This is a genomic window from Arthrobacter sp. NPDC056691 (assembly GCF_042791415.1).
Classification (GTDB): Bacteria; Actinomycetota; Actinomycetes; order Actinomycetales; family Micrococcaceae; genus Arthrobacter.
This window is the reverse complement of sequence record NZ_JBHTXX010000042.1, coordinates 13,118-32,816: the sequence shown is the minus strand read 5'-3', so window position 1 is coordinate 32,816 and position 19,699 is coordinate 13,118. Positions and strand designations below refer to the sequence as shown.

The window sequence follows — 19,699 nt, the reverse complement described above, 5'->3', positions numbered from 1 at the left end:
AGCGTTCAACCGGCGAGTGTTCCAACCGGCCAGTTTTCCTGGCTGGCGTGAACCTCGTAGCCCGTGCGCTCCCCTAACCCGTGTGCGCCCCTAACCTGCGTGCGCACCTAACCTGCCAGGGCGGCAGCCACGATCTCTTCGAGTTCGGCGCCAGATGCCAGGTCGTGCGGGCGCACCACGTGGTTGTCCGCGACGTAGAAGAAGGCCGCCCGGACCTCTTCCAGCGGCACGCCCTTCAGCCTTGCCCAGGCGAGCCGGTAGACGGCCAGCTGGACACTCTTGGTCTTCAGCTGCCCGGCGGACGGCCGGCGGCCGGTCTTCCAGTCCACGAGGTCCCAGCCGCCGTCGGCGTCCTGGAACACCGCGTCGATGCGGCCGCGGACAACGACGTCGCCGATCCGGGTCTCCACCGGGACTTCCACGTACGCGGGCGAGCGGTGTGCCCACCGGGAGTCCCTGAAGGTGGCCACCATGTCATCGAGGCCGTAGGCCTCGTCGATGTGGTTGTCAGAACCGGGTGCTTCGCCTAGATCCAGCATTCCTGCCGTTCCAAAGTACTCTTCCACCCAGGCGTGGAAAGCGGTGCCCTTGCGCGCGGACATGCCAGGTTCGCGCGGGACGGGCCTCCGTAGCCGCTGGACAACAGCCTCGGCGTCCTCCCCCAGGTCCACCAGAGTGGACGCGGAGATATGCCCGGGCAGATACACGTCGCGGCTACGGGCCCGCCTGGCACGCCGTTCCAGAAGGAGGGCAGCCTCGCGATCCCAACCTGCAGCCTGGGGACGGAGCCCCTGGCCTGCCGGGAGCCCCGGCGCACCAGCTTCGACGGCGGCGATCTCGGTGAGCAGCCGTTCCGCGGCGCGGTCCATGGCCGCCCGCCGTCCCGGCACAAGCCGGAGCCGGTTGCCGCTGCGGGGGTCAACAGGACCTTCCAGCGGATCATACGGCCAGCCCGCCACCTCCAGTTCCCGGGTCAGGGGACTCTCCTGCGGCAGGGATTCCTCATCCACAGAACCAGGGTGGATTTCCGCGGTTTCCCCCTCTGCCAGAGGCGCCAGCTCGGCAAGGAACGGCGACATCTCCGCCATCCCGCCGCGCCCGCCGACCCACGCTCCGCTGGAAACCCAAAGCACGTGTTTGGCGCGGGTGTAGGCAACGTAGGCCAGCCTCCGCTCCTCAGCCTCGCCGTGGGCCTGGACGTCACCCTTGAACACCTTCTCGGCGTCCAGCCATCCCTTCTGGTCCGGCTGGTCAATGTCCCACTGTGGAAGATCCGCACGGTCACCCCGGAGAGGCCAGGGCAGGGCCGCGGCACCGCTGCTCCACCTCGAGTCGCGGCTGCTGGGGAACGCGCCCGAGTTCAGGCCCGGCACGAACACGACGTCCCATTCGAGACCCTTCGAGGCGTGCACCGTCAGCAGCTGCACGGCCTCGTGGTTGACGTCTGCGGGCGGCACGTCCAGGCCGCCCTCCTCCGATGCGGCCGCCTCCAGCCAGGAAAGGAAGGCCAGGACGTCCACCCGGTGGGAGGTCTGCAGGAATCCCGCGGCCGCGTCCTGGAACGCATCCAGGTTCCGCCGCGCCTGGTGAATGCTGAACCCGGGCCTGGCGGCAACCTCGATGTCCAGCAGCATGGCCCGTTCCACTTCGCCCAGCAGGGTGGTCAGGTCCTCGCCCATCAGCCCCCGGAGCTGCCGCAGCTCCGTGCCCAGCCGCTGCAGCCGTTCCCGGGCCGGAGGTGTCAGGCGGCGGCCGTGGGCGGACGTCCACCCCTCGTTGGGCAGCCAGTCCAAGGCCTCGACGAGGCTGGCCGAATCGGTGATGTCGCCCTCGATGACGACGTCGGCAGCTTCCGGATCCCCGTCGCCCGACAGGTCGTTCGCACCCAGCCCACGGCCGCTATCAACCGTGCCGCGGCCGCTATCGACAATGCCGCGGCCGCTATCAACCGTGCCGCGGCGCCGGGCAAGAAACGAGGACCAGTCCCGGAACGCCATAAGGTCGGCGGGGCCGATCCTCCAGCGGGCACCGGCCAGGAGCCGCATCAGCGAATCCGAGCGGCCCGGATCCGCCAGGACCCGCAGCGTGGAGACCAGGTCCACGATTTCGGGAGTGTCCAGCAGCCCCCCGAGGCCCACGATTTCGTAGGGGATTCCTGTGGCCTCGAACTCCTTGCGGAGGCATTCCATTTGCGCGCGCCTGCGGCACAGTACGGCCATGGCAGGCTGGACGCGCGGTTCCGGGGAGGACCCGTCGAAATCAGTGGCCCGGAACTTCAGGAGGTCCTTGGCGATCGCCGCTGCTTCATCTTCATCGGTGGCAAAACGGCCAATCACCACCCGGCCCTGCACCGCGGCCGGGCTCGGCCGCAGCGCAGGGACCTCCACGGCGGCGCTGGAGGATCGCTGCCCCGCGGGTCCCGCCTGCGCCGCCGCGGCGCTGAGCGGAGCGGAGATGAGGTTGGCGGCGGCCAGGATGTTGCGGCCGTTCCGCCAGGCCGTGGTCAGATACGAAACGGGGGCGGGACGCCGGGATGCCTCTCCTGACTGGCTGTCCGCCACACAGACCGGAAACTCATTGACAAAGTGGAACAGCTGTCCGGCGGACGCCCCGCGGAAGCCGTAAATGGACTGGTTCGGATCACCTACGGCCGTGACGGCATGGCCGTCCCCGAAGAGCCTGGAGAACAGCACCAGCTGGGCGTGCGAGGTGTCCTGGAATTCATCCAGCAGCACCACCTTGTAGCGCTGGCGCTCCATCTCGGCGGCCAGGGGCACCTCCCGGGCCACACGTGCTGCGAGCGCCACGAGGTCGCCGAAGTCCAGCGCTCCGCGTGCTCTCTTGGCTTCCGCATACCGCCCCACGAGCTCTGCCACGCTTGCCCGGGTCCGGAGCATGGCTCCCAGTTCGCCGGCGGCCTGGGTGGGGTTCTTCTTGGCCCCGGCGACATACGGCAGGGCCTCGAACCCGGCGAACCGCTGCATCAGCCAGCCCTGGACATCCGCTGGCTCCTGGAGGTGCTCCGCGCACTCCCCCGCGAGCTGGATGACGGCTTTGACGAGGGTGGACTTGGCCACCCTGAAATGCGAGTATTCGCCGTCGAACGCCTCAACCACCTCGCTGGCCAGCTGCCAGGCCTGTGCGCCGCCGAGCAGCACGACATCCCGCTCGATCCCCAGCCGCAGGCCGTAGTCGGAGACGATGCCGCTGGCGAACGAGTGGTAGGTGGAAACCTTGGGTTCCAGGGCGTCGGCGCTGAGAAGCGCCCCTGCCATGGCACCGCCGGCGCCGCCGGCGGCCGTCCGCTGCAGCGCACTGAGCTTGGCACGGATGCGGCTGGCAAGTTCACCGGCGGCCTTCCTGGTAAACGTGACGCCCAGGACTTCCTCCGGCTTGACCCATCCGTTCGCCACCAGCCAGAGGACGCGGTCGGCCATGGTGGCCGTCTTGCCGGAGCCCGCGCCGGCGATGACCAGCCGGGGTGCAAGCGGCGAGGAGATGATGGCCGACTGTTCCGCCGTCGGCAGGTTTTTCTCCCCCAGCAGGAGAGTCAACTCTTCGGGACTGAATCTGGGCGCGGGCAGCTCTGCCGTCCGGCTCATTCGGTAACCTGCTTTCCCCGCGAACACAGCGGGCATACTTCCGGAAGCCGGCAGCCGACGCCGCCGAATCCGGCCTTGGCGGGATCGTGCCTTGCCTCGAATTCGTGGCCGGACATCACGGCGGCTGAGTCGTTCACCATTTCCAGGGCCCAGTTGTCCCCCGGGTCCAGCGGATCCTGCTGCTGGATGCCCGGGCTCTTGGTGGCTGTGCCCAGCTGGGCGAGCACCGCGCCGCCGGGCTGGGGCCCGGCGTCGGAAGCCTCGGCGGCGCCAAAACCTCCGGCCAGCACAGCTGCCTGATAGGCGCCCAGTTGCGGGTGCCTGTCCAGTTCAGCCTTGCCCGGCTGCCGTTTGCCCGTCTTGAGGTCAACGATCACCAGCCGCCCCTCGGCGTCGATCTCCAGCCGGTCCACCTGTCCGCGCAGGACGGCTGACCGGGGACCGTCATCGGAGGGAACATCGCCGCGGGGAACGGCACCGGGCTCAGGCAGGATCACTTCAAAGTCCTGCTCGACACCCGCCAGACGCCGGCCTTCGCTGCGCATGACCAGGACGTACTGCGCCAGTTTCCGGACCATGGCTTCCGCCCTGCGGAAGTCCAGTTTCCCTTCCCAGTTGTCCTTCATGCCCAGGGCCGGCCAGCGCCGGACCAGTTCGGCGAGGTACTCGGCTCCACTGGCATCCGGAAGGTCCTGGGCGATGGCGTGCACCAGGGTGCCAAGGCTGCGGGCGAAATCCGTTGCCGCCTCGCCGCCGGCGGCCTGGATGAACCAGTCCAGCGGCGATTTCTGCACCGACTCCACCTTGGACGGCGAAACGTAGACGGTGCCGCCCGGAGGCACAACCCGGTCCACGGACGTCAGCGGGGCCAGCCCCCACCAGGTGTCCGGATGGGCTCCCGGAACGGGAGCCTCTGCCGTGGCAAGGCGGCCCAGCACACGCACGGCCTCATCCGCCTCCGCGGCCAGCCTGCCGTCGAGCTGGGCGTACTGGCGGAGTTCCGCCACGAGCGCACGCAACGTCAGGGGCCGTTCCACCGGCGTGTAGCCGCGGCCCTCCTGGTCGGGCGGCAGCGGCGCGACGTAGTCCAGGAAGGAGGACGGCTGTTCATCCTCCGACGACACGGCGGTGCACAGCAGCACGTCCTTGGCCCGGGACACCGCCGTGGAAAAGCTGCGGAGTTCGTCGTACCGGATCTCGCGCAGCCGGCTCAGCGGACCAAGCTGGAGCGCGTACTCCACACCGTGTTCGACGGCGTCCGCGAACAGCGTGCTGCCCAGCAGCTCGCCGCGGAGGCGGGTGTTGGGCCAGACGCCTTCCTGCAGGCCGGCGACGATGACGAACGGCCATTCCCGGCCGGCGGCGCTGGCAGGCGTCATGAGTTCCACGGCGTCGTCCACCTGGGCCCGCGCCGCCAGCGTATCCATGGGCAGTTCCTGGTTCAGCAGGTACTCCAGGAACTGTTCGGGGCCCGATCCGGGCATCTGGTCCACGTAGCGCTCGGCAGTGTGGAACAGCGCCATCATGGCGTCCAGGTCCCGGTCCGCCCGCGCCCCCACAAGTCCGCCGGCCAGGGCAGCGGCCGTCCATGCCGCCGCGAGCCCGGTGGAGTGCCAGAGTGCCCACAGAACTGTCTCGGCGTTGGACCCGGACTCGCCAACGGCCTTCTGCCCGGCCTGGATCATCCGCGCCACCCTGCGCGCCGACCGGCCTTCGATGCCCAGTGAGCCAAGCGCGCCGGGCTCCAGGAGCGCCTCCACGAGCAGGGAATCGCTGGAGCGCCCGCCACCGCCCAGGAGTTCCTCCCGCCGCAGCGACTGGCGGAGCCGGCGCAGTTCGAGGGACGTTGCCCCGCCGATCCGGGACGTCAGCAACGACACGGCAGATTCGGGCGTGAGGACCGCGGGATCCAGGGCCACCGCGTAGGCATCGAGCAGCGGACGGACGGCCACCTCATCGCGCACGGCGGACTCAGCCACCGGAATCCGCACGGGAATCCCCTGGCCGGTCAGGTAGCGCTGCAGCTGGCTCAGCTGGCCGCCGTTCCGGACAATGACGGCGATGTCCTCGAACGGACGCCCGTCCCTGAGATGTGCCTCGAGGATCCTTTGGGCGACGAACCGCAACTCATGCACGGCCGAGGGCAGAAGGTGCGCCTCCACGGTGCCGCCTGCCGGCCGGGCAGCGTCACCCGAAGCAGTATCACCGGGGTCTCCGGCACTATCAGCAGGGTCCGGGCCGACCGGGTCCAGGCGGCGGGAGAGCTGGCCGCCGGACCGGAGGGATATCCGGTCGGCGACTCCCAGCCACGCCTGGGCCACGGCCGGCTGGTGGCGGTGGGCATGGGACAGCGGCTTCTCGACCACTGTCCGCTCCTCGCCGCCCAGAAGGCCCGGGAGCTCTGCCACGAGGTCCGGACGAGCTCCACGGAAGCCCTGCACCACTGTGTCCGGCGCGGACGTCACGTAGACATCCTTGCCGGCGGCCACATCGGCGAGGAGTTCGAAGACGGCCGGGTTGGCCTCCTGGATATCGTCCACCAGAATCAGCTGGAGACGGTCGCGTTCCGCCGCCAGGAAGTCCGGGAAATCCTGAAAGAGCTGGCGGGCCGCGGTGATGATGCCCGCGGGATCAAAGGCCTCCGGCATCCGCAGGTCCAGGACGTCGCGGTACTCGGCATACAGTGCGGCAGCGGCAATCCAGTCCGGCCGTCCGCAGGCGTGGCCCAGCCCCGCAAGGTCCTCGGCTGTGCGGCCCGTCTCTGTAATACGGTCGAAGAGCTGGCGGACCTCGTGCCGGAACCCGCGCGTCGGCAGGGCCGCGGTCAGGTCATCGGGCCAGGGCAGCCCGAGGCCCGGCAGGGCGTGCCCCTCCAGCAGTTCCTTGATGATGAGGTCCTGCTCCGGGCCGGACAGGAGCCGCGGAGCCTTCGACAGCGGCAGGAGCCCCCCTGCCTTGGCACGGCGGATGAGGTCAAAGGCATACGCTGCCCAGGTGCGGGCGGGCGTGGTGCTCAGACTCCGGTTCAGCCTTGCGGTGAACCGGTCACGGAGAGTGTCGGCCGCAAGCCGTCCGGGGGCGAGAATGAGGATTCGTTCGGGGTCCACCCCTTCCGCCTCCACCCGGCGGATGGCCGCCTCGATGAGCACGGTGGACTTTCCGGTGCCGGGCGCGCCGGGGACCAGCACGGGGCCGGATCCCCGGGGCAGGTCGACGGCGGCCAGCTGGTCCGCGGTGAGGACCAGAACGCGGGAGTGCACCTGGCGCGGGGGCAGCAGCCGAAGACCGGTGGGCGGGAACGGGGCGGCGGCGAAAGAGTCCGCGTGGTCCCGTTCCGATGTGAGTGCGGATGCCGGGTGGACTGACGCCGGATGGGCGGTCTGATCGAGGGTTGCGGTCACACGGACATTCCATCATCCGGCACTGACAATTTTCGCAGCGACGCTTCGAGCCGCTCGGCAATCGCGTCCAGGGCGTCGAAGTCGGCGTCGGACGGGGCCCACCGCGCAGCGGTCAGATCCACCCGCCACCGGCCTTCGCCCGTCCGCAGGTACCCGCGATAGTCGCCGCGCAGGGGCGTGCCCTCCTGCAGGTAGTAGTTGAGGGCCTCGGACTCATGGCCATCGGGGGCCAGTCCGCTGGCCCGCAGCACCCGCCACCACGGAACGCCGCTGCCGTAATGGCTCAGCACGGACCCCACCTGCCGCGGCCCTCCGGCCCCAAGGAGTTCAGCGACATCGCCATAAGCCACCGCCGAGCCGGCCGGGATGAGGTCGACCACCGCCAACACCGCCTCTACATACTCCGCCCGCATGTCCCCAGACTATCGGCCGGCAGTCACCATCGGCCGTCAGGACGGGCGCCGTGTGCGTCGTCCCACACCGCGTCTTCCCACAGCATGCCGGACACGCGCAGGGCAAGCACCGTTACTGTCGGTGCCTCCGGGTAATTTGGAGCCATGAGCACTTGGAACACTCTCCCCCGGGCCGCGTTCGACCTCGAAACCACGGGCCGCAACTCCCGTGCCGCCCGGATCGTGACGGCTTCCGTCACCCTGGTGGACAGCTCCGGGGACGTGATTCGGGAGCATGAATGGCTTGCTGACCCGGGGGTTGAGATTCCGGCGGAGGCAAGCGACATCCACGGGATCACCACCGAACACGCCCGCAGCCATGGCCGGCCTGCAGCCGAGGTCACCAAGGAAGTCGCTGCCGTGCTCCAGGGGCTCTTCGACGACGGCGTTCCGGTGATCGCCTTCAACGCCAGCTACGACTTCACCGTCCTGGCCGCCGAGTCGGCCCGCTACGGCGTGCCGCAGCTGAGCCGGTTCCCCGTCCTGGACCCCTACATCATGAACAAGCAGGTGGACCGGTACCGCAAGGGCAAGAGGACGCTGACGGCCCTGTGCGAGGAGTACGGCGTCGAGCTGGAAAACGCCCACACATCAGCCGCGGACGCACTCGCAACACTGCGCATGCTTGACGCCATGGCCGGCAAATTCCCTAAACTGAGCATGCCGGCCAGCCAGCTGCACCAGCTTCAGGTGGACTGGGCCGTCAGCCAGGCGGCCGATTTCCAGCAGTACCTCCGCAAGACCAAGCCCGCCGCCGTCATCGAGGGTGACTGGCCGGTGCTGCCTCCTGAGGACGCCAGCCGCGGCGGCTTCTGACTGGTGCGACGCATTTCACAAAAACGGGCACACCCTGCCAGTGCCCGGGCAATGCCTTGCTGATTCTGTAACAGCAAATTCTTTCATTGCTATTGACCTGCCGGTTGCCTAAAGTCCGCATTATATTCGGCCAATGCCGCCAGGTTCCGTTCATTACGTCGTCTAACGGCCACGTTAAGGCCAGGTGAGACAATTAAGTTTTGCGGGCGCGCCTCTGCGGCGCCGGATCCCGGCGACAGACGGCTTGATTGCCCGCCCCCGTTTATCCCAATGAAAGTGATGCGTGATGAAAATCAAAGCCTTGAAGTGGCTGTCCACGGTTCCCGTGGCCGTGGTCATGGCCGTATCCCTGGCTGCCTGCGGTGGAGGCACCGCTGCTCCCAGTGGCTCGTCGACCGATGCCCTCGCCGGCAGCGACCAGCAGGCGCTGGACAAGTACACCACCAAGGACGTCACCGCCCTGGACAAGATCGACAAGTCCAAGCTCGGCCTGATCACCCCGGGCGTCCTCAAGGTCGGCACCCTGTCCGACGCCCCGCCCAACATCTTCATCGACAAGGATGGAAACTTCACGGGGTATGACAACGAACTCCTGAAGGCCATGGCGGCCAAGCTCGGCCTCAAAGTGGAGTTCGCGTCGACCAAGTTCCAGAGCCTCCTTGCCCAGGTGAAGAACAAGCAGTTCGACGTCGGATCCTCCTCCATCTCCACCACGGACGCCCGCCGCGGGACCGTGGCCTTCACCAACGGCTACGACTTCGGCTACATGGCGATCGTGACCAAGGATGACGCGAAGGTGAAGACCTTCGACGACCTGAAGCAGGGTGTACGCATCGGCGTCGTGCAGGGCACCGTCCAGGACGACTTCGTCACCAACACGCTGAAGCTGGAGCCGGTCCGCTTCCCGGACTACAACACCGTCTACGCCAACGTGAAGAGCGGCCAGATCGACGCCTGGGTTGCCCCGTCGCAGCAGGCCGAGGGCCAGGTCAAGTCCGGCGACGGCACGAAGATCGCCGAGAAGAAGGTCAACACCCAGAACTTCACGGCGTACGCAGTGGCCAAGGACAACCAGCCCCTCAATGACGCGCTGAACTCGGCGCTCGACGCCGTGATCGCCGACGGCACGTGGACCAAGCTCACCACCCAGTGGTACACGGACCGCCCGACCATCAAGGAGCAGACTCCTGAGGGCTGGAAGCCGGGCAGCAAGGCCGTCCAGGTCCCCACGAAGTAACCAACTGACAGGCGCCACATGGATTATCTGAACAGGCTCGCCGAGACCTTCCTCGACTGGAAGGCCATCGCCGAGGTACTCCCGGCCATGTTCTCGGTCGGTCTGCCCAACACCCTCGTCCTCGCAATCGTCTCGGGCATCATTGGCTGCGTGGCCGGCATGGTGCTGGCCCTGATGGGCATCTCGCGTAATCCTGTGGCGCGGTGGGCCGCCCGGGTGTACACGGACGTGTTCCGTGGACTCCCGGCGGTTCTGACCATTCTCGTCATCGGCCTCGGCTTCGGCCCGATCTTCCGCGAGCTGACCGGGGTCACGAGCCCGTACCCCATGGGCATAGCCGCACTCTCGCTCATGTCCAGCGCCTACATCGGAGAGATTTTCCGCTCCGGCATCCAGAGCGTGGACAAGGGCCAGCTCGAGGCCGCGCGGGCGCTGGGCTTCGGGTACGGCCCCTCGCTGCGCATGGTCGTGGTGCCGCAGGGCATCCGCCGGGTGCTCCCGGCGCTGGTGAACCAGTTCATCGCGCTGATCAAGGAGTCCTCGCTGGTCTTCACCCTGGGACTCCTGGCCTCCGAGCGGGAACTGTTCCAGATCGGCCAGGACGCCGCCGCCCGGAGCGGCAACCTGTCCGGCTACGTGGCGGCTGCCGTGTTCTACCTCGCGATGACTGTCCCGCTGACGCACCTGGTCAACTGGATCGACGCGCGCCTGCGCACCGGCCGGCCGCAGAAGATGGAACCGGACGAGGCTGCCGCCGTCGTCGGGAAGGGAGCCCACTCATGAGCCAGTTCACGTCAGGCTCTCTCGAAGCGAAAAACGTCCATCTCGCCTTCGGGCACAACAAGGTCCTCCGCGGCATTGACCTGAGCGTCCCGGCTGGCACCACTGCCTCGGTGATCGGTCCGTCCGGCTCCGGTAAGTCGACCCTGCTGCGCGTCATGAACCGGCTGATCGAACCGGATGCCGGAGACATCCTCCTGGACGGCAAGTCGGTCCTGAAGGAGAACCCTGATGAGCTCCGGCGCAGGATCGGCATGGTGTTCCAGCAGTTCAACCTCTTCCCGCACAAGAGCGTCGGCGAGAACGTAGCTTTCGCCCTGCGGAAGCTGCGGAAGCTGCCCAAGGAGCAGGCGCGTGAGGAGGCCCTCAGCCAGCTCGACCTCGTCGGGCTCAGGCACAAGGCCGACGTCCGCCCTGCCACCCTCTCCGGCGGTCAGCAGCAGCGGGTGGCGATCGCACGCGCCCTCGCCATGAAGCCGGAGGTCATGTTCTTCGATGAGGCCACCTCCGCCCTCGACCCCGAGCTCGTCAAGGGGGTCCTGGCCCTCATGGCGGACCTGGCGAAGGGCGGCATGACCATGGTGGTGGTGACCCACGAAATGGGCTTCTCGCGCAACGTCTCGGACAGCGTGACCTTCATGGACGGCGGTGTGGTGGTGGAGTCCGGTCCGCCGGAGCAGGTCTTCGGCAACCCGGAGACGGAGCGGCTGCAGGGCTTCCTCTCGGACGTCCTCTAGCGGCCAACCGGAACACCGGAACACCGAAACACCGAAAAACTCTGGCACCCGCCGCGGCGGGTGCCAGAGTTTTTAAGAGCCCGAAGGCGGTTTAGGCCTTCGCTGCGGCGGCCGCCTCGGCGGCGGCGGGCAGTGCTTCAAAGATCCGGTTCATGGCGGCGTCGTCGTGCGCCGCGGACAGGAACCAGGCCTCGAAGACGGACGGCGGGAGGTAGACGCCCGAATCCAGCATGGAGTGGAAGAAGGGCGCGTAGCGGAACGACTCCTGCTTCAGTGCGTCGCTGTAGTTGTGGACCCCCTGCCCGGACGTTCCGAACGCCACCGAGAACAAGTTGCCTGCACGCTGGATGGAGTGGTCAACGCCGGCCGCATCCAGGGCGGAGGACAGGGCGCCGGACAGTTCCAGCGACCGCGCGTCCACGAACGAGTACACGTCCCGGGTGGCGTGCGTCAGGGTGGCGACGCCGGCAGCCATGGCCACCGGGTTGCCGGACAGCGTGCCCGCCTGGTAGACGGGACCGATCGGCGCCAGGTAGTCCATGACGTCCGCACGGCCGCCGAGGGCCGCCGTCGGCATGCCCCCGCCGATCACCTTGCCGAAGGTCAGCAGGTCGGGGGTCCACTTCTCCGTAGCGTCAGCGGCGCCGCCGGTGAGTCCCCAATAGCCCGAGTAGCCGGTGCGGAAGCCGGTCAGGACCTCGTCGACGATCAGGAGGGCGCCGTGGGCGGCGGTGATCCGTGAGAGGCCCGCGTTGAAGCCCTCGCCTGGCGTCACCACGCCCATGTTGGCGGGCGCCGCCTCGGTGATGACGGCGGCGATGTTGGGCCCGTGCTCGGCGAAGGCGGCCTCGACGGCGCCGAGGTCGTTGTAGGGCAGCACCAGGGTCTCGGCAGCGGTGGCGGCCGTGACGCCGGCGGAGCCGGGCAGCGCGAGGGTGGCCACGCCGGAGCCGGCGGACGCGAGCAGCCCGTCAAGGTGCCCGTGGTAGCAGCCGGCGAACTTGATGACCAGGTTGCGGCCGGTGAAGCCCCGGGCCAGCCGGATCGCCGTCATGGTGGCTTCCGTGCCGGTGGACACCATGCGCAGCCGTTCGACGGCGGAAACGCGTTCCTTGACGATGGCCGCGAGGTTGGCCTCATCGGGGGTCGAGGCGCCGAAGGAGAGGCCGCGGTCCACAGCAGCGTGCACGGCGTCGAGGACGGCCGGGTGGGCGTGCCCCAGCAGGGCCGGGCCCCAGGAGCACACCAGGTCCACATATTCCTTGCCGTCGGCGTCGGTCAGGTACGGGCCCTTGGCCGCCACCATGAAGCGGGGGGTGCCGCCGACGGAACCGAAGGCGCGGACCGGGGAGTTCACGCCGCCGGGCATCAGCTGGCGGGCGCGGTCGAAAAGTTCCTCGTTGCGAGGGGTACTGGAAGTCATGGTTTCCATTCTTTCAGTCTGCGGGAGTGTCACCGGACAGTGTCTCCGGAAAGCAGCTCGGCCACGCGCGGTGCCACCACCGTGCCGAAGAGTTCGATGCAGCGCATCATGGATTCGTGCGGCAGCGTGCCGTTGCCGTATTTCAGGTCGAAGCGGTCGACGCCGAGGTTCCGCTTAAGCAGTGCTATCTTCTGCGCCACCGTCTCGGGCGAACCGACGTACAGCGCGCCCTCGGGCCCGCACATGGCGTCGAATTCCCGGCGGTTTCCCGGGCCCCAGCCCCGCTCGGCGCCGATCCTGTTCCGCTGGGCAAGCCAGTGCGGAAAAAGCTCCTCGCGGGCCGCCTCGTCGGTCTCGGCGATGTGGCCGGGGGAATGCGTGGCGATTTGCTGCATGGGCTGGCCGTACTTGGCCATCGCCTCGCGGTACAGGTCCACCAGCGGGGCGAACGCGCGGGGCTGGCCGCCGATGATGGCAAAGATGATCGGATAGCCGTATTCCGCGCACCGCAGGACAGACTCCGGGGTTCCGCCCACGCCGATCCAGGCCGGCAGCAGGTGGTGCTCCAGCGGCGGATACACGCTCAACCCGGCCAGCGCGGGCCGCGTGCGGCCCTCCCAATGGACCGGCTTTTGCGCGCGCACCCTGTCGAACAGCTCGAGTTTCTCCTCGAACAGCACCTCGTAGTCCGCCAGGTCCAGGCCGAACAGCGGAAACGACTCGACAAACGAGCCGCGGCCCAGCATCACCTCGGCGCGGCCGCCGGACAGGGCATCCACGGTGGAGAAGCGCTGGAACACCCTGATGGGGTCGTCCGAACTCAGGACGGTCACGGCCGAACCGAGCCGGATCCGGGTGGTGCTGGCCGCGGCGGCTGCGAGGAACACCTCGGGGGCGGACACGGCGAAGTCGCGGCGGTGGTGCTCCCCCACACCGAAGGCGTGAAGGCCGACGGCGTCAGCCAGGACCGCCTGGTCCAGCAGCTCCCGCAGCACCTGGGCATGCGGCTTCGGCTCGCCGGCACCGTCCACGCCAACGTCACCGAACGTGTTCAGACCCAGCAGGATCCGCCGTGATCCCACTGGCTGAACCGGACCCACCGGACCGGTGGGTCCGGCGGCCTGTCCCTGGGCCGGCGCCGGCATCAGGATTCCCTGAGCCAGCCGGCGATTTCGCTGGCCCAGTACGTGAGGACCAGGTTGGCCCCGGCGCGGCGGATGCCGAGAACAGATTCGGTGATGGCAGCCCGCCGGTCGATCCAGCCGTTGGCAGCGGCGGCCTCGATCATGGCGTACTCGCCGGAGATCTGGTAGGCGGCGACCGGAACGGGGCTCATTCCGGCGACGTCGGCCAGGATGTCGAGGTAGCTCATGGCCGGTTTGACCATCACCATATCCGCACCCTCGGCAAGGTCAAGTTCCACCTCCTGGATGGCCTCGCGGCGGTTGGCGGCGTCCATCTGGTACGTCCTGCGGTCGCCCTTCAGCTGGGAGTCCACCGCTTCCCGGAACGGGCCGTAGAACGCCGACGCGTACTTCGCGGCGTAGGCCACCACGGCGGTGTTCACGTGGCCGGCGTCCTCCAGGGCCTGGCGGATCACGCCGATCTGTCCGTCCATCATGCCGGACGGGCCCAGCACGTGGGCGCCGGCGTCAGCCTGCGCCACCGCCATCTTCGCGTAGATCTCCAGCGTGGCGTCGTTGTCCACATAGCCGTCGCTGTCCAGGACGCCGCAGTGGCCGTGGTCCGTGAATTCGTCAAGGCAGACGTCGCTCATCACCACGAGACTGTCCCCCACCTCGGCCCGGACGTCACGGATGGCCCTGTTGAGCACCCCGTCCGGGTCCAGCGACGCCGTGCCCTCCGCGTCCCGGGTCTCGGGGATGCCGAACAGCATGATGCCGCCGATGCCCAGTTCCACGGCTTCGGCCGCCGCCCGCTTGAGGGTGTCGGTGGTGTGCTGCACGACGCCCGGCATGGAGGCGATCGGGTTGGGCTCCTGCAGCCCCTCGCGGATGAACGCGGGAAGGATCAGGTCTGCCGCGGCGAGCCGGTGCTCGGCCGTAAGCCTGCGCATGGCGGGGGTGGTGCGGAGCCGCCGGGGGCGGTGGTGCGGAAAGCTCATGTCCTGTCCTTCACTGTCTTCCTGCTGTTGGGAAATGGATGTCTAGGGGGCAAGCGCCAGGATGACGGCGGCGACAAGCCCTTCCGGCGTGGCCTCCCGGGCCGTGGCAGCCACCACGAGGCCCAGGGCTTCCGCCTCGGCCGCTGTCGCCGGGCCGATGGCCACGAGGCGGCAGGGGCCGAGGGGCGCCAGGGTGGCGCCAATGCGCCGCACGGCGCTGGGTGAGGCGGCGACGACGGCGGCCAGGGCCCCGTCGTCGACCTCCACTTTTGCTTCGGCGGGCGTGAGCAACGGCGGCGCGGCGCTGCCTTCACCGCCGGTACCGTCGCCGCCGGGCCGGCCGGGGCCGTTCACGGTTTGGCCGAGGCGCTGCGCCGGCTCGGCCGGGAAGTCCACCGTGGCATAGGCCACCACGGTGCGGACCCGGGCGCCCTTCGCCTCCAGCCCCCGCGCCAGCGCAGGGGCCGCGATATCGGCCTGCGGCAGAAGAACCTCGGCGGGACCTCCGGGCCACCCGTTGACGATACCGGCCGCTGAGTGCTCATGCTGCGGCTCGAAGTGCACGGCGATCCCCGCTGCCTCGAGCGCCTTCCGGCTGGCGGGGCCGACCGCGGCAACGCGGGTGGCAGCCGGAAGCCACTCGCGCAGTTTGACTGCGCGCTCCGCCGCCTTTTCCCGCAGCGCGAGGACGGTGGTGGCGGAGCTGACCACGAGCCACTCGAAGCGGCCCGCGCCCAGCGCCTCAAAGGCATCGTCCAGCGCCGCCTGGTCCGGTGCGCGTTCGGCGTCCGTCAGCGGCAGCAGGAGGGGAACCGCGCCGGCCAGCCGCAGCGCCTCCGCGAGGGGCCCGGACCGCTCGGGGCTCCGCGTCACCAGGACACGGCACCCTTCCAGCGGGCGGTCTTCAAGCGTGCGTTCGCCCGCCGGGTACTCCCCGCTCGTCGTTCCCATTTGGTGGCCGGCTGCGGTCAGGACGCCGTCAGGTCCGCGATGTCCGCAGCCCCCGCTGCCAGCAGGACCTCGGCCAGTTCGATGCCGAGCAGGGTGGCGCCCACCTCGGTGAGCCCGTCCGTGGCCCGCTTGTCCCGCACCGAGGCGGTGCCGTCCACAGCACACACCACGGCTTCCAGGTGAAGCATGCTGCCCTTGCGGTACGCGTAGGCGCCCACGGGGGCGGCGCAGCCTGCCTCGAGCCGGGCCAGCAGTGCACGCTCAGCCGTGACCGCAAGCCTGGTGTCGGCGTCGTCAAGGGCGGCCAGCGCCTGGGCGAGCACGCCCTGCGACCCTTCGGTGGAGCCGGCCCGGCGGGGCGCCTCGGCGGTGCGGCATTCGATGGCCAGCGATCCCTGGCCGGCTGCCGGGAGCATGATGTCCGTTTCCAGGTATTCGGTGACCGTGTCCAGGCGGCCGATCCGCTCCAGCCCGGCGGCGGCGAGGACGACGGCGTCGAGGTCGCACGACTTCCCGTCAACCACCGCGTCGGTGGCGTTGCCGGGCAGCCCGGGCACGCGGCCCAGCCGAGTGTCCACGTTGCCTCGGATGTCCACGATGTCCAGGTCGGGGCGGACGGCGCGCAGCTGCGCAGCCCGGCGCGGAGAGCCGGTGCCCACGCGGGCGCCCTTGGGCAGGTCGGCCAGCTTGAGGCCGTCGCGGGCGCAGAGGACGTCGCGGACATCAACCCGGGGCGGGGTTGCGGCCAGCGCCAGGCCCTGGGCGGAACCCGTGGGCAGATCTTTCAGGGAGTGGACGGCCACGTCGCATTCGTTCCGCAGCAGCGCGTCGCGCAGCGCGGCGACGAAGACGCCGGTGCCGCCCATCTGGGACAGCGATCCGGTGAGGACGTCGCCGTCGGTCCTGACGTGGACAAGCTCAACGTCGAAACCCCCGACGGCGGCCAGCCGGTCGGCGGTCTGCTGCGTCTGGGTCAGGGCGAGCTTGCTCGCCCTGGTGCCGATCCGTACCGTCACTTCGCGTCCTGCCCGGCGGCCGGGTAGGGGTCGTGCCCCTGGCCGACCGTGGTGTCGGCGCCGGCAATGGTGGGCTTTTCGCCGCGGAAGTTTTCGCAGCAGCCGGGGCGGCATACGTCGTACCACGGGCCGAGGCCCGTGACGGCCTGGCGGTCGGCGATGTTGTTCGCGACCGTGCGTTCACAGATCAATTCCACGAGCCCCTCGACGAAGCGGCGGTGCGTTCCCGGAGTAGGTACCCGCGTGGCGGCGAGGCCGAGGTCCTGGCAGGTCTGTAGCGCTTCGGTGTCCAGGTCCCAAACGACCTCCATGTGGTCGCTGACGAAGCCCAGTGGCACGATCACGATGCCCGCGACGCCCTGCTTGGCGAGCTCTTCGATGGCGTCGTTGATGTCCGGCTCGAGCCACGGGATGTGCGGGGCACCGGACCGGGACTGGTAGACGAGCGACCACGGGGCGGGCAGGCCGGACTCGGCTTCCACGCGGCGCATGATCTCCGCGCCGTTGGCCAGGTGCTGTGCCACGTAGGCGGAATCCTCGGCAAACTCACGGGGCTCGTCCCCGGAGCGGCCGGCGGCCACCGCATCCCGGGTGGGGATGGAGTGCGTGGCGAAGAGCACGTGGATGGGGGCGTCGGGCTTGCCGGCGGCGGCCAGCTGCGCGCGCACCTCGGCGACTCCCTGGGCGGTGCCAGCAATGAAGGGCTCCACGAAGCCGGGGTGGTCGAAGTACTGGCGGACCTTGTCCACTTCCAGCCTGCCGTCGAGCCCGGTTTCGGTCAGTGCCATGCCGATGTCCTCGCGGTACTGGCGGCAGCTGGAGTAGCAGGAGTACGCGCTCGTGGTGAGCATCAGCAGCCGGCGGTGGCCGGCGTCGTACGCGTCCTGGAGGGTCTGCGGGATGTAGGGATCCCAGTTGCGGTTGCCCCAGAGCACAGGAAGCTCGATGCCCCGCGCAGCCAGCTCGGCTTCGAGGGCTGCCTTCAGCTCGCGGTTCTGCTGGTTGATCGGGCTGATGCCGCCGTTGGCGCGGTAGTGGTGGGACACCTCTTCGAGGCGCTCATCGGGGATCCCCCGGCCGCGGGTGACGTTGCGGAGGAACGGGATCACGTCGTCCTGGCCCTCGGGACCGCCAAAGGAGGCGAGGAGGACGCCGTCGTATTCCTTGGGGGCCATCCTGCCGGCCTCGGTGACCGGATTTCCGGTGCCGTCCTGGGGATCCAGCGGGCTCATGCGAGGACCTCGGCGATCTCGCTGGCCGTGATCCGCCGCCCGGTGTAGAAGGGGATCTCCTCGCGGACGTGGTTGCGCGCTTCGGTGGAGCGCAGGTGGCGCATCAGGTCCACGAGGTCCACGAGCTCGGGCGCCTCCAGGCCAAGGATCCACTCCCAGTCGCCCAGCGCGAAGGAGGAAACGGTGTTGGAGATGACCTGCGGGAAGTCGCGGCCCAGCAGTCCGTGGTCACGCAGCATCTGGCCGCGCTCGTTGTCCGGCAGCAGGTACCACTCATAGGAGCGGACGAACGGGTACACGCACAGCCATTCGGCCGGTTCGACGCCGCGGGAGAAGGCCGGGGTATGGTTCTTGGCGAACTCCGCTTCGCGGTGGACGCCCATGGCGGACCATACGAGTTCGGTTCCCGCGAACAGCTTGCTGCGGCGGATATCCCGGATGGCCTGCTGCAGCGCCTCGGGCTTGGGGCCGTGGAGCCAGACCATGACGTCGGCGTCGGCGCGCATGGCGGAAACGTCGTAGCTTCCACGGTGGGTCACCCCTCCCTCGGCCAGGCGTGCTACCAGGGCGTCGAAATCCTCGGCGGCATCGGCGCTGCGGAGGACCTCGGCGGAGCGCTTGAAAACGGTCCAGAGGGTGAAGAACTGCTCGGCTGATTCTTCGGTTTTAGTGACAGATTCGGCAGGAGTGTGGCTCATGGTTACTATCCTGCCCCTTCCATGCGGCCTAAGTCGAAAAACTCGACTTCTACGTCGCGTAGAAGTGGTTTATTTCACAGCGACCTCCGGATCCGGACTGCAGCCACACCCGCCGCCCCTGCCAGCGCCAGCAGCCCTGCTCCCCACCACACCTGCGGCGCAATGGTGCCGCTCCGCGAGACGCCCATAACGGCATTTTCGGCCGGACCCCGCGTGTAGGGCGAGCTGATCGTGGCCATGTTGTTGGGGCCGGCAAGCTGTGCCGAGCCCCAGACTCCGCCAGGAATGCCCGCGGCCGAGCGTCCCCGCAGCCCGGCTCCGCCTGACAGGCCCGCAATCTCCCCGAACGGGCTGGCGTCCGCGGACTTGGTGGTGGCTGCGCTTTGGGAACTGCCGGCGGCGGGCGCAGAGGATCCGGTGGTTCCTGCCACCGCGCCCGGAATCTGGCCGCCCGGGGTGCCGCCGGTGCCGGTTGAGGGTCCCGGCCAGCCTCCGGCTCCCGTTGCCGTTCCCGACGGCGATGCTGTTCCGGACGAGGATGGGGCCGCCGGCGAGGATGGGGCTGCCGGGCTCGATGACCGGGTCGGGGCAGGCGCCGAACTTCCGGACGAGCCTGCCGGCGGGGCTGGAGACGACGGTGCCGGAGTGGTCGGTACGGGAACAGTCGGGACCGGAACGGACGGGACCGGAGAAGTGGGAACCGGAACGGACGGGACCGTGACAGAGGGCGACGGCACGGGAACGGCCGGCGTCGGGCCGGCCGAGATGGTCACAGCGGGAGCCGGAGTTGGAATTCGGACCACGGGTGCCAGCGACGGCGGCACCGAGGGTGCGGGCTGGTCCGAGGGCCGGGGTTCCCCCGACCTGTGGTCGTTCGACAGGGCTGCCGCCGCCCAGGCCTCGAGGCCTGCGGCGTCGACGGTGGCGGTGAGCCCCGTCCCGGCAGTGCCGGACTGCTCCGAATCCCCCAGCAGGTCGGACGCAGCAGCGTTGGATGCAGGAACACCTGCGGACAAGACCAGTACCGCCCCGAACGCGGCTGCTGCGGTGCCGCGCCGGAGACCCCCATGGAAACCAGTCAGCGAACGAAAACCATCGGACTTCTGATTGACCATAGTCATCGACCCTAGACACATTTTCGTGCCGGGGAAAACTTGCGGGCGGGCCGGCCAGACGGTATCGCGGGCGGCAGGGAACCTGTCTCCGGGCATCCCCGGGGCCACGGGATG

16 protein-coding genes are annotated in these 19,699 nt (G+C 69.1%); 5 read left to right on the top strand and 11 right to left on the bottom strand.

The genetic code is table 11. The annotated features are described in order from the left end of the window. Positions 1-107: 107 nt before the first annotated feature. The 3 genes from ACFRAU_RS23435 to ACFRAU_RS23425 all read right to left on the bottom strand — a co-directional run bounded on the left by ACFRAU_RS23435 (position 108) and on the right by ACFRAU_RS23425 (position 7,416). The gene (locus ACFRAU_RS23435; protein ID WP_378001696.1) at positions 108-3,602 is read right to left on the bottom strand and encodes an ATP-dependent helicase; all 3,495 of its coding nucleotides are present in this window, start codon (positions 3,600-3,602) and stop codon (positions 108-110) included. Further along, positions 3,599-6,862, bottom strand: coding sequence for an ATP-dependent helicase (locus tag ACFRAU_RS23430; RefSeq protein ID WP_377997792.1), 3,264 nt, complete (start codon positions 6,860-6,862; stop codon positions 3,599-3,601). Before ACFRAU_RS23430 ends, ACFRAU_RS23435 begins: the two co-directional genes overlap by 4 nt. Positions 6,863-6,999: 137 nt before the next feature. Then, the gene (locus ACFRAU_RS23425; RefSeq protein WP_377997787.1) at positions 7,000-7,416 is read right to left on the bottom strand and encodes an MGMT family protein; all 417 of its coding nucleotides are present in this window, start codon (positions 7,414-7,416) and stop codon (positions 7,000-7,002) included. Positions 7,417-7,560: 144 nt separating this feature from the next. On the opposite strand from ACFRAU_RS23425, the gene ACFRAU_RS23420 reads away from it, so the two are divergent. The 4 genes from ACFRAU_RS23420 to ACFRAU_RS23405 all read left to right on the top strand — a co-directional run bounded on the left by ACFRAU_RS23420 (position 7,561) and on the right by ACFRAU_RS23405 (position 11,025). Continuing rightward, a complete protein-coding gene (locus ACFRAU_RS23420; protein ID WP_377997789.1) occupies positions 7,561-8,271 on the top strand; it encodes a 3'-5' exonuclease in 711 nt (236 codons plus the stop codon). Positions 8,272-8,557: 286 nt separating this feature from the next. Then, a complete protein-coding gene (locus ACFRAU_RS23415) occupies positions 8,558-9,508 on the top strand; it encodes an ABC transporter substrate-binding protein (RefSeq protein WP_377997790.1) in 951 nt (316 codons plus the stop codon). A gap of 18 nt (positions 9,509-9,526) precedes the next feature. Further along, positions 9,527-10,291 carry an amino acid ABC transporter permease gene (locus ACFRAU_RS23410; protein ID WP_354258232.1) on the top strand — a complete coding sequence of 255 codons (765 nt, stop codon included), beginning with the start codon at positions 9,527-9,529 and terminating at the stop codon, positions 10,289-10,291. Then, on the top strand, positions 10,288-11,025 hold the full coding sequence (locus ACFRAU_RS23405) for an amino acid ABC transporter ATP-binding protein (protein WP_377997791.1): 738 nt from the start codon (positions 10,288-10,290) through the stop codon (positions 11,023-11,025). The genes ACFRAU_RS23410 and ACFRAU_RS23405 overlap by 4 nt, the downstream gene beginning before the upstream one ends. Positions 11,026-11,116: 91 nt before the next feature. Here the strand turns inward: ACFRAU_RS23405 and hemL are convergent, their stop codons facing one another. From hemL to ACFRAU_RS23365, 8 genes are all read right to left on the bottom strand, one after another. After that, on the bottom strand, positions 11,117-12,448 hold the full coding sequence (hemL, locus tag ACFRAU_RS23400) for a glutamate-1-semialdehyde 2,1-aminomutase (protein ID WP_377997604.1): 1,332 nt from the start codon (positions 12,446-12,448) through the stop codon (positions 11,117-11,119). 29 nt (positions 12,449-12,477) lie between these two features. Beyond that, complete coding sequence (locus ACFRAU_RS23395) at positions 12,478-13,593, bottom strand: LLM class flavin-dependent oxidoreductase (protein WP_378001695.1); 1,116 nt, start codon at positions 13,591-13,593, stop codon at positions 12,478-12,480. Then, positions 13,593-14,573 (bottom strand): porphobilinogen synthase, encoded by a 981-nt coding sequence (gene hemB, locus ACFRAU_RS23390; protein ID WP_378001694.1) that lies wholly within the window; start codon positions 14,571-14,573, stop codon positions 13,593-13,595. The genes ACFRAU_RS23395 and hemB overlap by 1 nt, the downstream gene beginning before the upstream one ends. 42 nt (positions 14,574-14,615) lie before the next feature. Further along, a complete protein-coding gene (locus ACFRAU_RS23385) occupies positions 14,616-15,524 on the bottom strand; it encodes a uroporphyrinogen-III synthase (RefSeq protein WP_378001693.1) in 909 nt (302 codons plus the stop codon). Positions 15,525-15,541: 17 nt separating this feature from the next. Then, the gene (gene hemC / locus ACFRAU_RS23380; protein WP_378001692.1) at positions 15,542-16,540 is read right to left on the bottom strand and encodes a hydroxymethylbilane synthase; all 999 of its coding nucleotides are present in this window, start codon (positions 16,538-16,540) and stop codon (positions 15,542-15,544) included. Continuing rightward, positions 16,537-17,772 (bottom strand): ferrochelatase, encoded by a 1,236-nt coding sequence (locus ACFRAU_RS23375; RefSeq protein ID WP_378001691.1) that lies wholly within the window; start codon positions 17,770-17,772, stop codon positions 16,537-16,539. Before ACFRAU_RS23375 ends, hemC begins: the two co-directional genes overlap by 4 nt. Further along, positions 17,769-18,470 carry a hydrogen peroxide-dependent heme synthase gene (gene hemQ, locus ACFRAU_RS23370; protein WP_377997610.1) on the bottom strand — a complete coding sequence of 234 codons (702 nt, stop codon included), beginning with the start codon at positions 18,468-18,470 and terminating at the stop codon, positions 17,769-17,771. The genes ACFRAU_RS23375 and hemQ overlap by 4 nt, the downstream gene beginning before the upstream one ends. A gap of 74 nt (positions 18,471-18,544) precedes the next feature. Beyond that, positions 18,545-18,901: a hypothetical protein gene (locus ACFRAU_RS23365; protein ID WP_378001690.1), complete on the bottom strand. Its 357-nt coding sequence runs from the start codon at positions 18,899-18,901 to the stop codon at positions 18,545-18,547. On the opposite strand from ACFRAU_RS23365, the gene ACFRAU_RS23360 reads away from it, so the two are divergent. Next, a complete protein-coding gene (locus ACFRAU_RS23360; RefSeq protein ID WP_378001689.1) occupies positions 18,888-19,577 on the top strand; it encodes a hypothetical protein in 690 nt (229 codons plus the stop codon). The two genes, ACFRAU_RS23365 and ACFRAU_RS23360, sit on opposite strands and share 14 nt — an antisense overlap. Positions 19,578-19,699: the final 122 nt, after the last annotated feature.

What these genes read in the sequence shown, in the direction of transcription:
- ACFRAU_RS23435 (WP_378001696.1), bottom strand. Translation starts at nt 3,602, where the DNA reads ATGAGCCGGACGGCAGAGCTGCCCGCGCCCAGATTCAGTCCCGAAGAG.
- ACFRAU_RS23425 (WP_377997787.1), bottom strand. Translation starts at nt 7,416, where the DNA reads ATGCGGGCGGAGTATGTAGAGGCGGTGTTGGCGGTGGTCGACCTCATC.
- ACFRAU_RS23420 (WP_377997789.1), top strand. Translation starts at nt 7,561, where the DNA reads ATGAGCACTTGGAACACTCTCCCCCGGGCCGCGTTCGACCTCGAAACC.
- ACFRAU_RS23415 (WP_377997790.1), top strand. Translation starts at nt 8,558, where the DNA reads ATGAAAATCAAAGCCTTGAAGTGGCTGTCCACGGTTCCCGTGGCCGTG.
- ACFRAU_RS23410 (WP_354258232.1), top strand. Translation starts at nt 9,527, where the DNA reads ATGGATTATCTGAACAGGCTCGCCGAGACCTTCCTCGACTGGAAGGCC.
- ACFRAU_RS23405 (WP_377997791.1), top strand. Translation starts at nt 10,288, where the DNA reads ATGAGCCAGTTCACGTCAGGCTCTCTCGAAGCGAAAAACGTCCATCTC.
- hemL (WP_377997604.1), bottom strand. Translation starts at nt 12,448, where the DNA reads ATGACTTCCAGTACCCCTCGCAACGAGGAACTTTTCGACCGCGCCCGC.
- ACFRAU_RS23395 (WP_378001695.1), bottom strand. Translation starts at nt 13,593, where the DNA reads ATGCCGGCGCCGGCCCAGGGACAGGCCGCCGGACCCACCGGTCCGGTG.
- hemB (WP_378001694.1), bottom strand. Translation starts at nt 14,573, where the DNA reads ATGAGCTTTCCGCACCACCGCCCCCGGCGGCTCCGCACCACCCCCGCC.
- ACFRAU_RS23385 (WP_378001693.1), bottom strand. Translation starts at nt 15,524, where the DNA reads ATGGGAACGACGAGCGGGGAGTACCCGGCGGGCGAACGCACGCTTGAA.
- ACFRAU_RS23375 (WP_378001691.1), bottom strand. Translation starts at nt 17,772, where the DNA reads ATGAGCCCGCTGGATCCCCAGGACGGCACCGGAAATCCGGTCACCGAG.
- hemQ (WP_377997610.1), bottom strand. Translation starts at nt 18,470, where the DNA reads ATGAGCCACACTCCTGCCGAATCTGTCACTAAAACCGAAGAATCAGCC.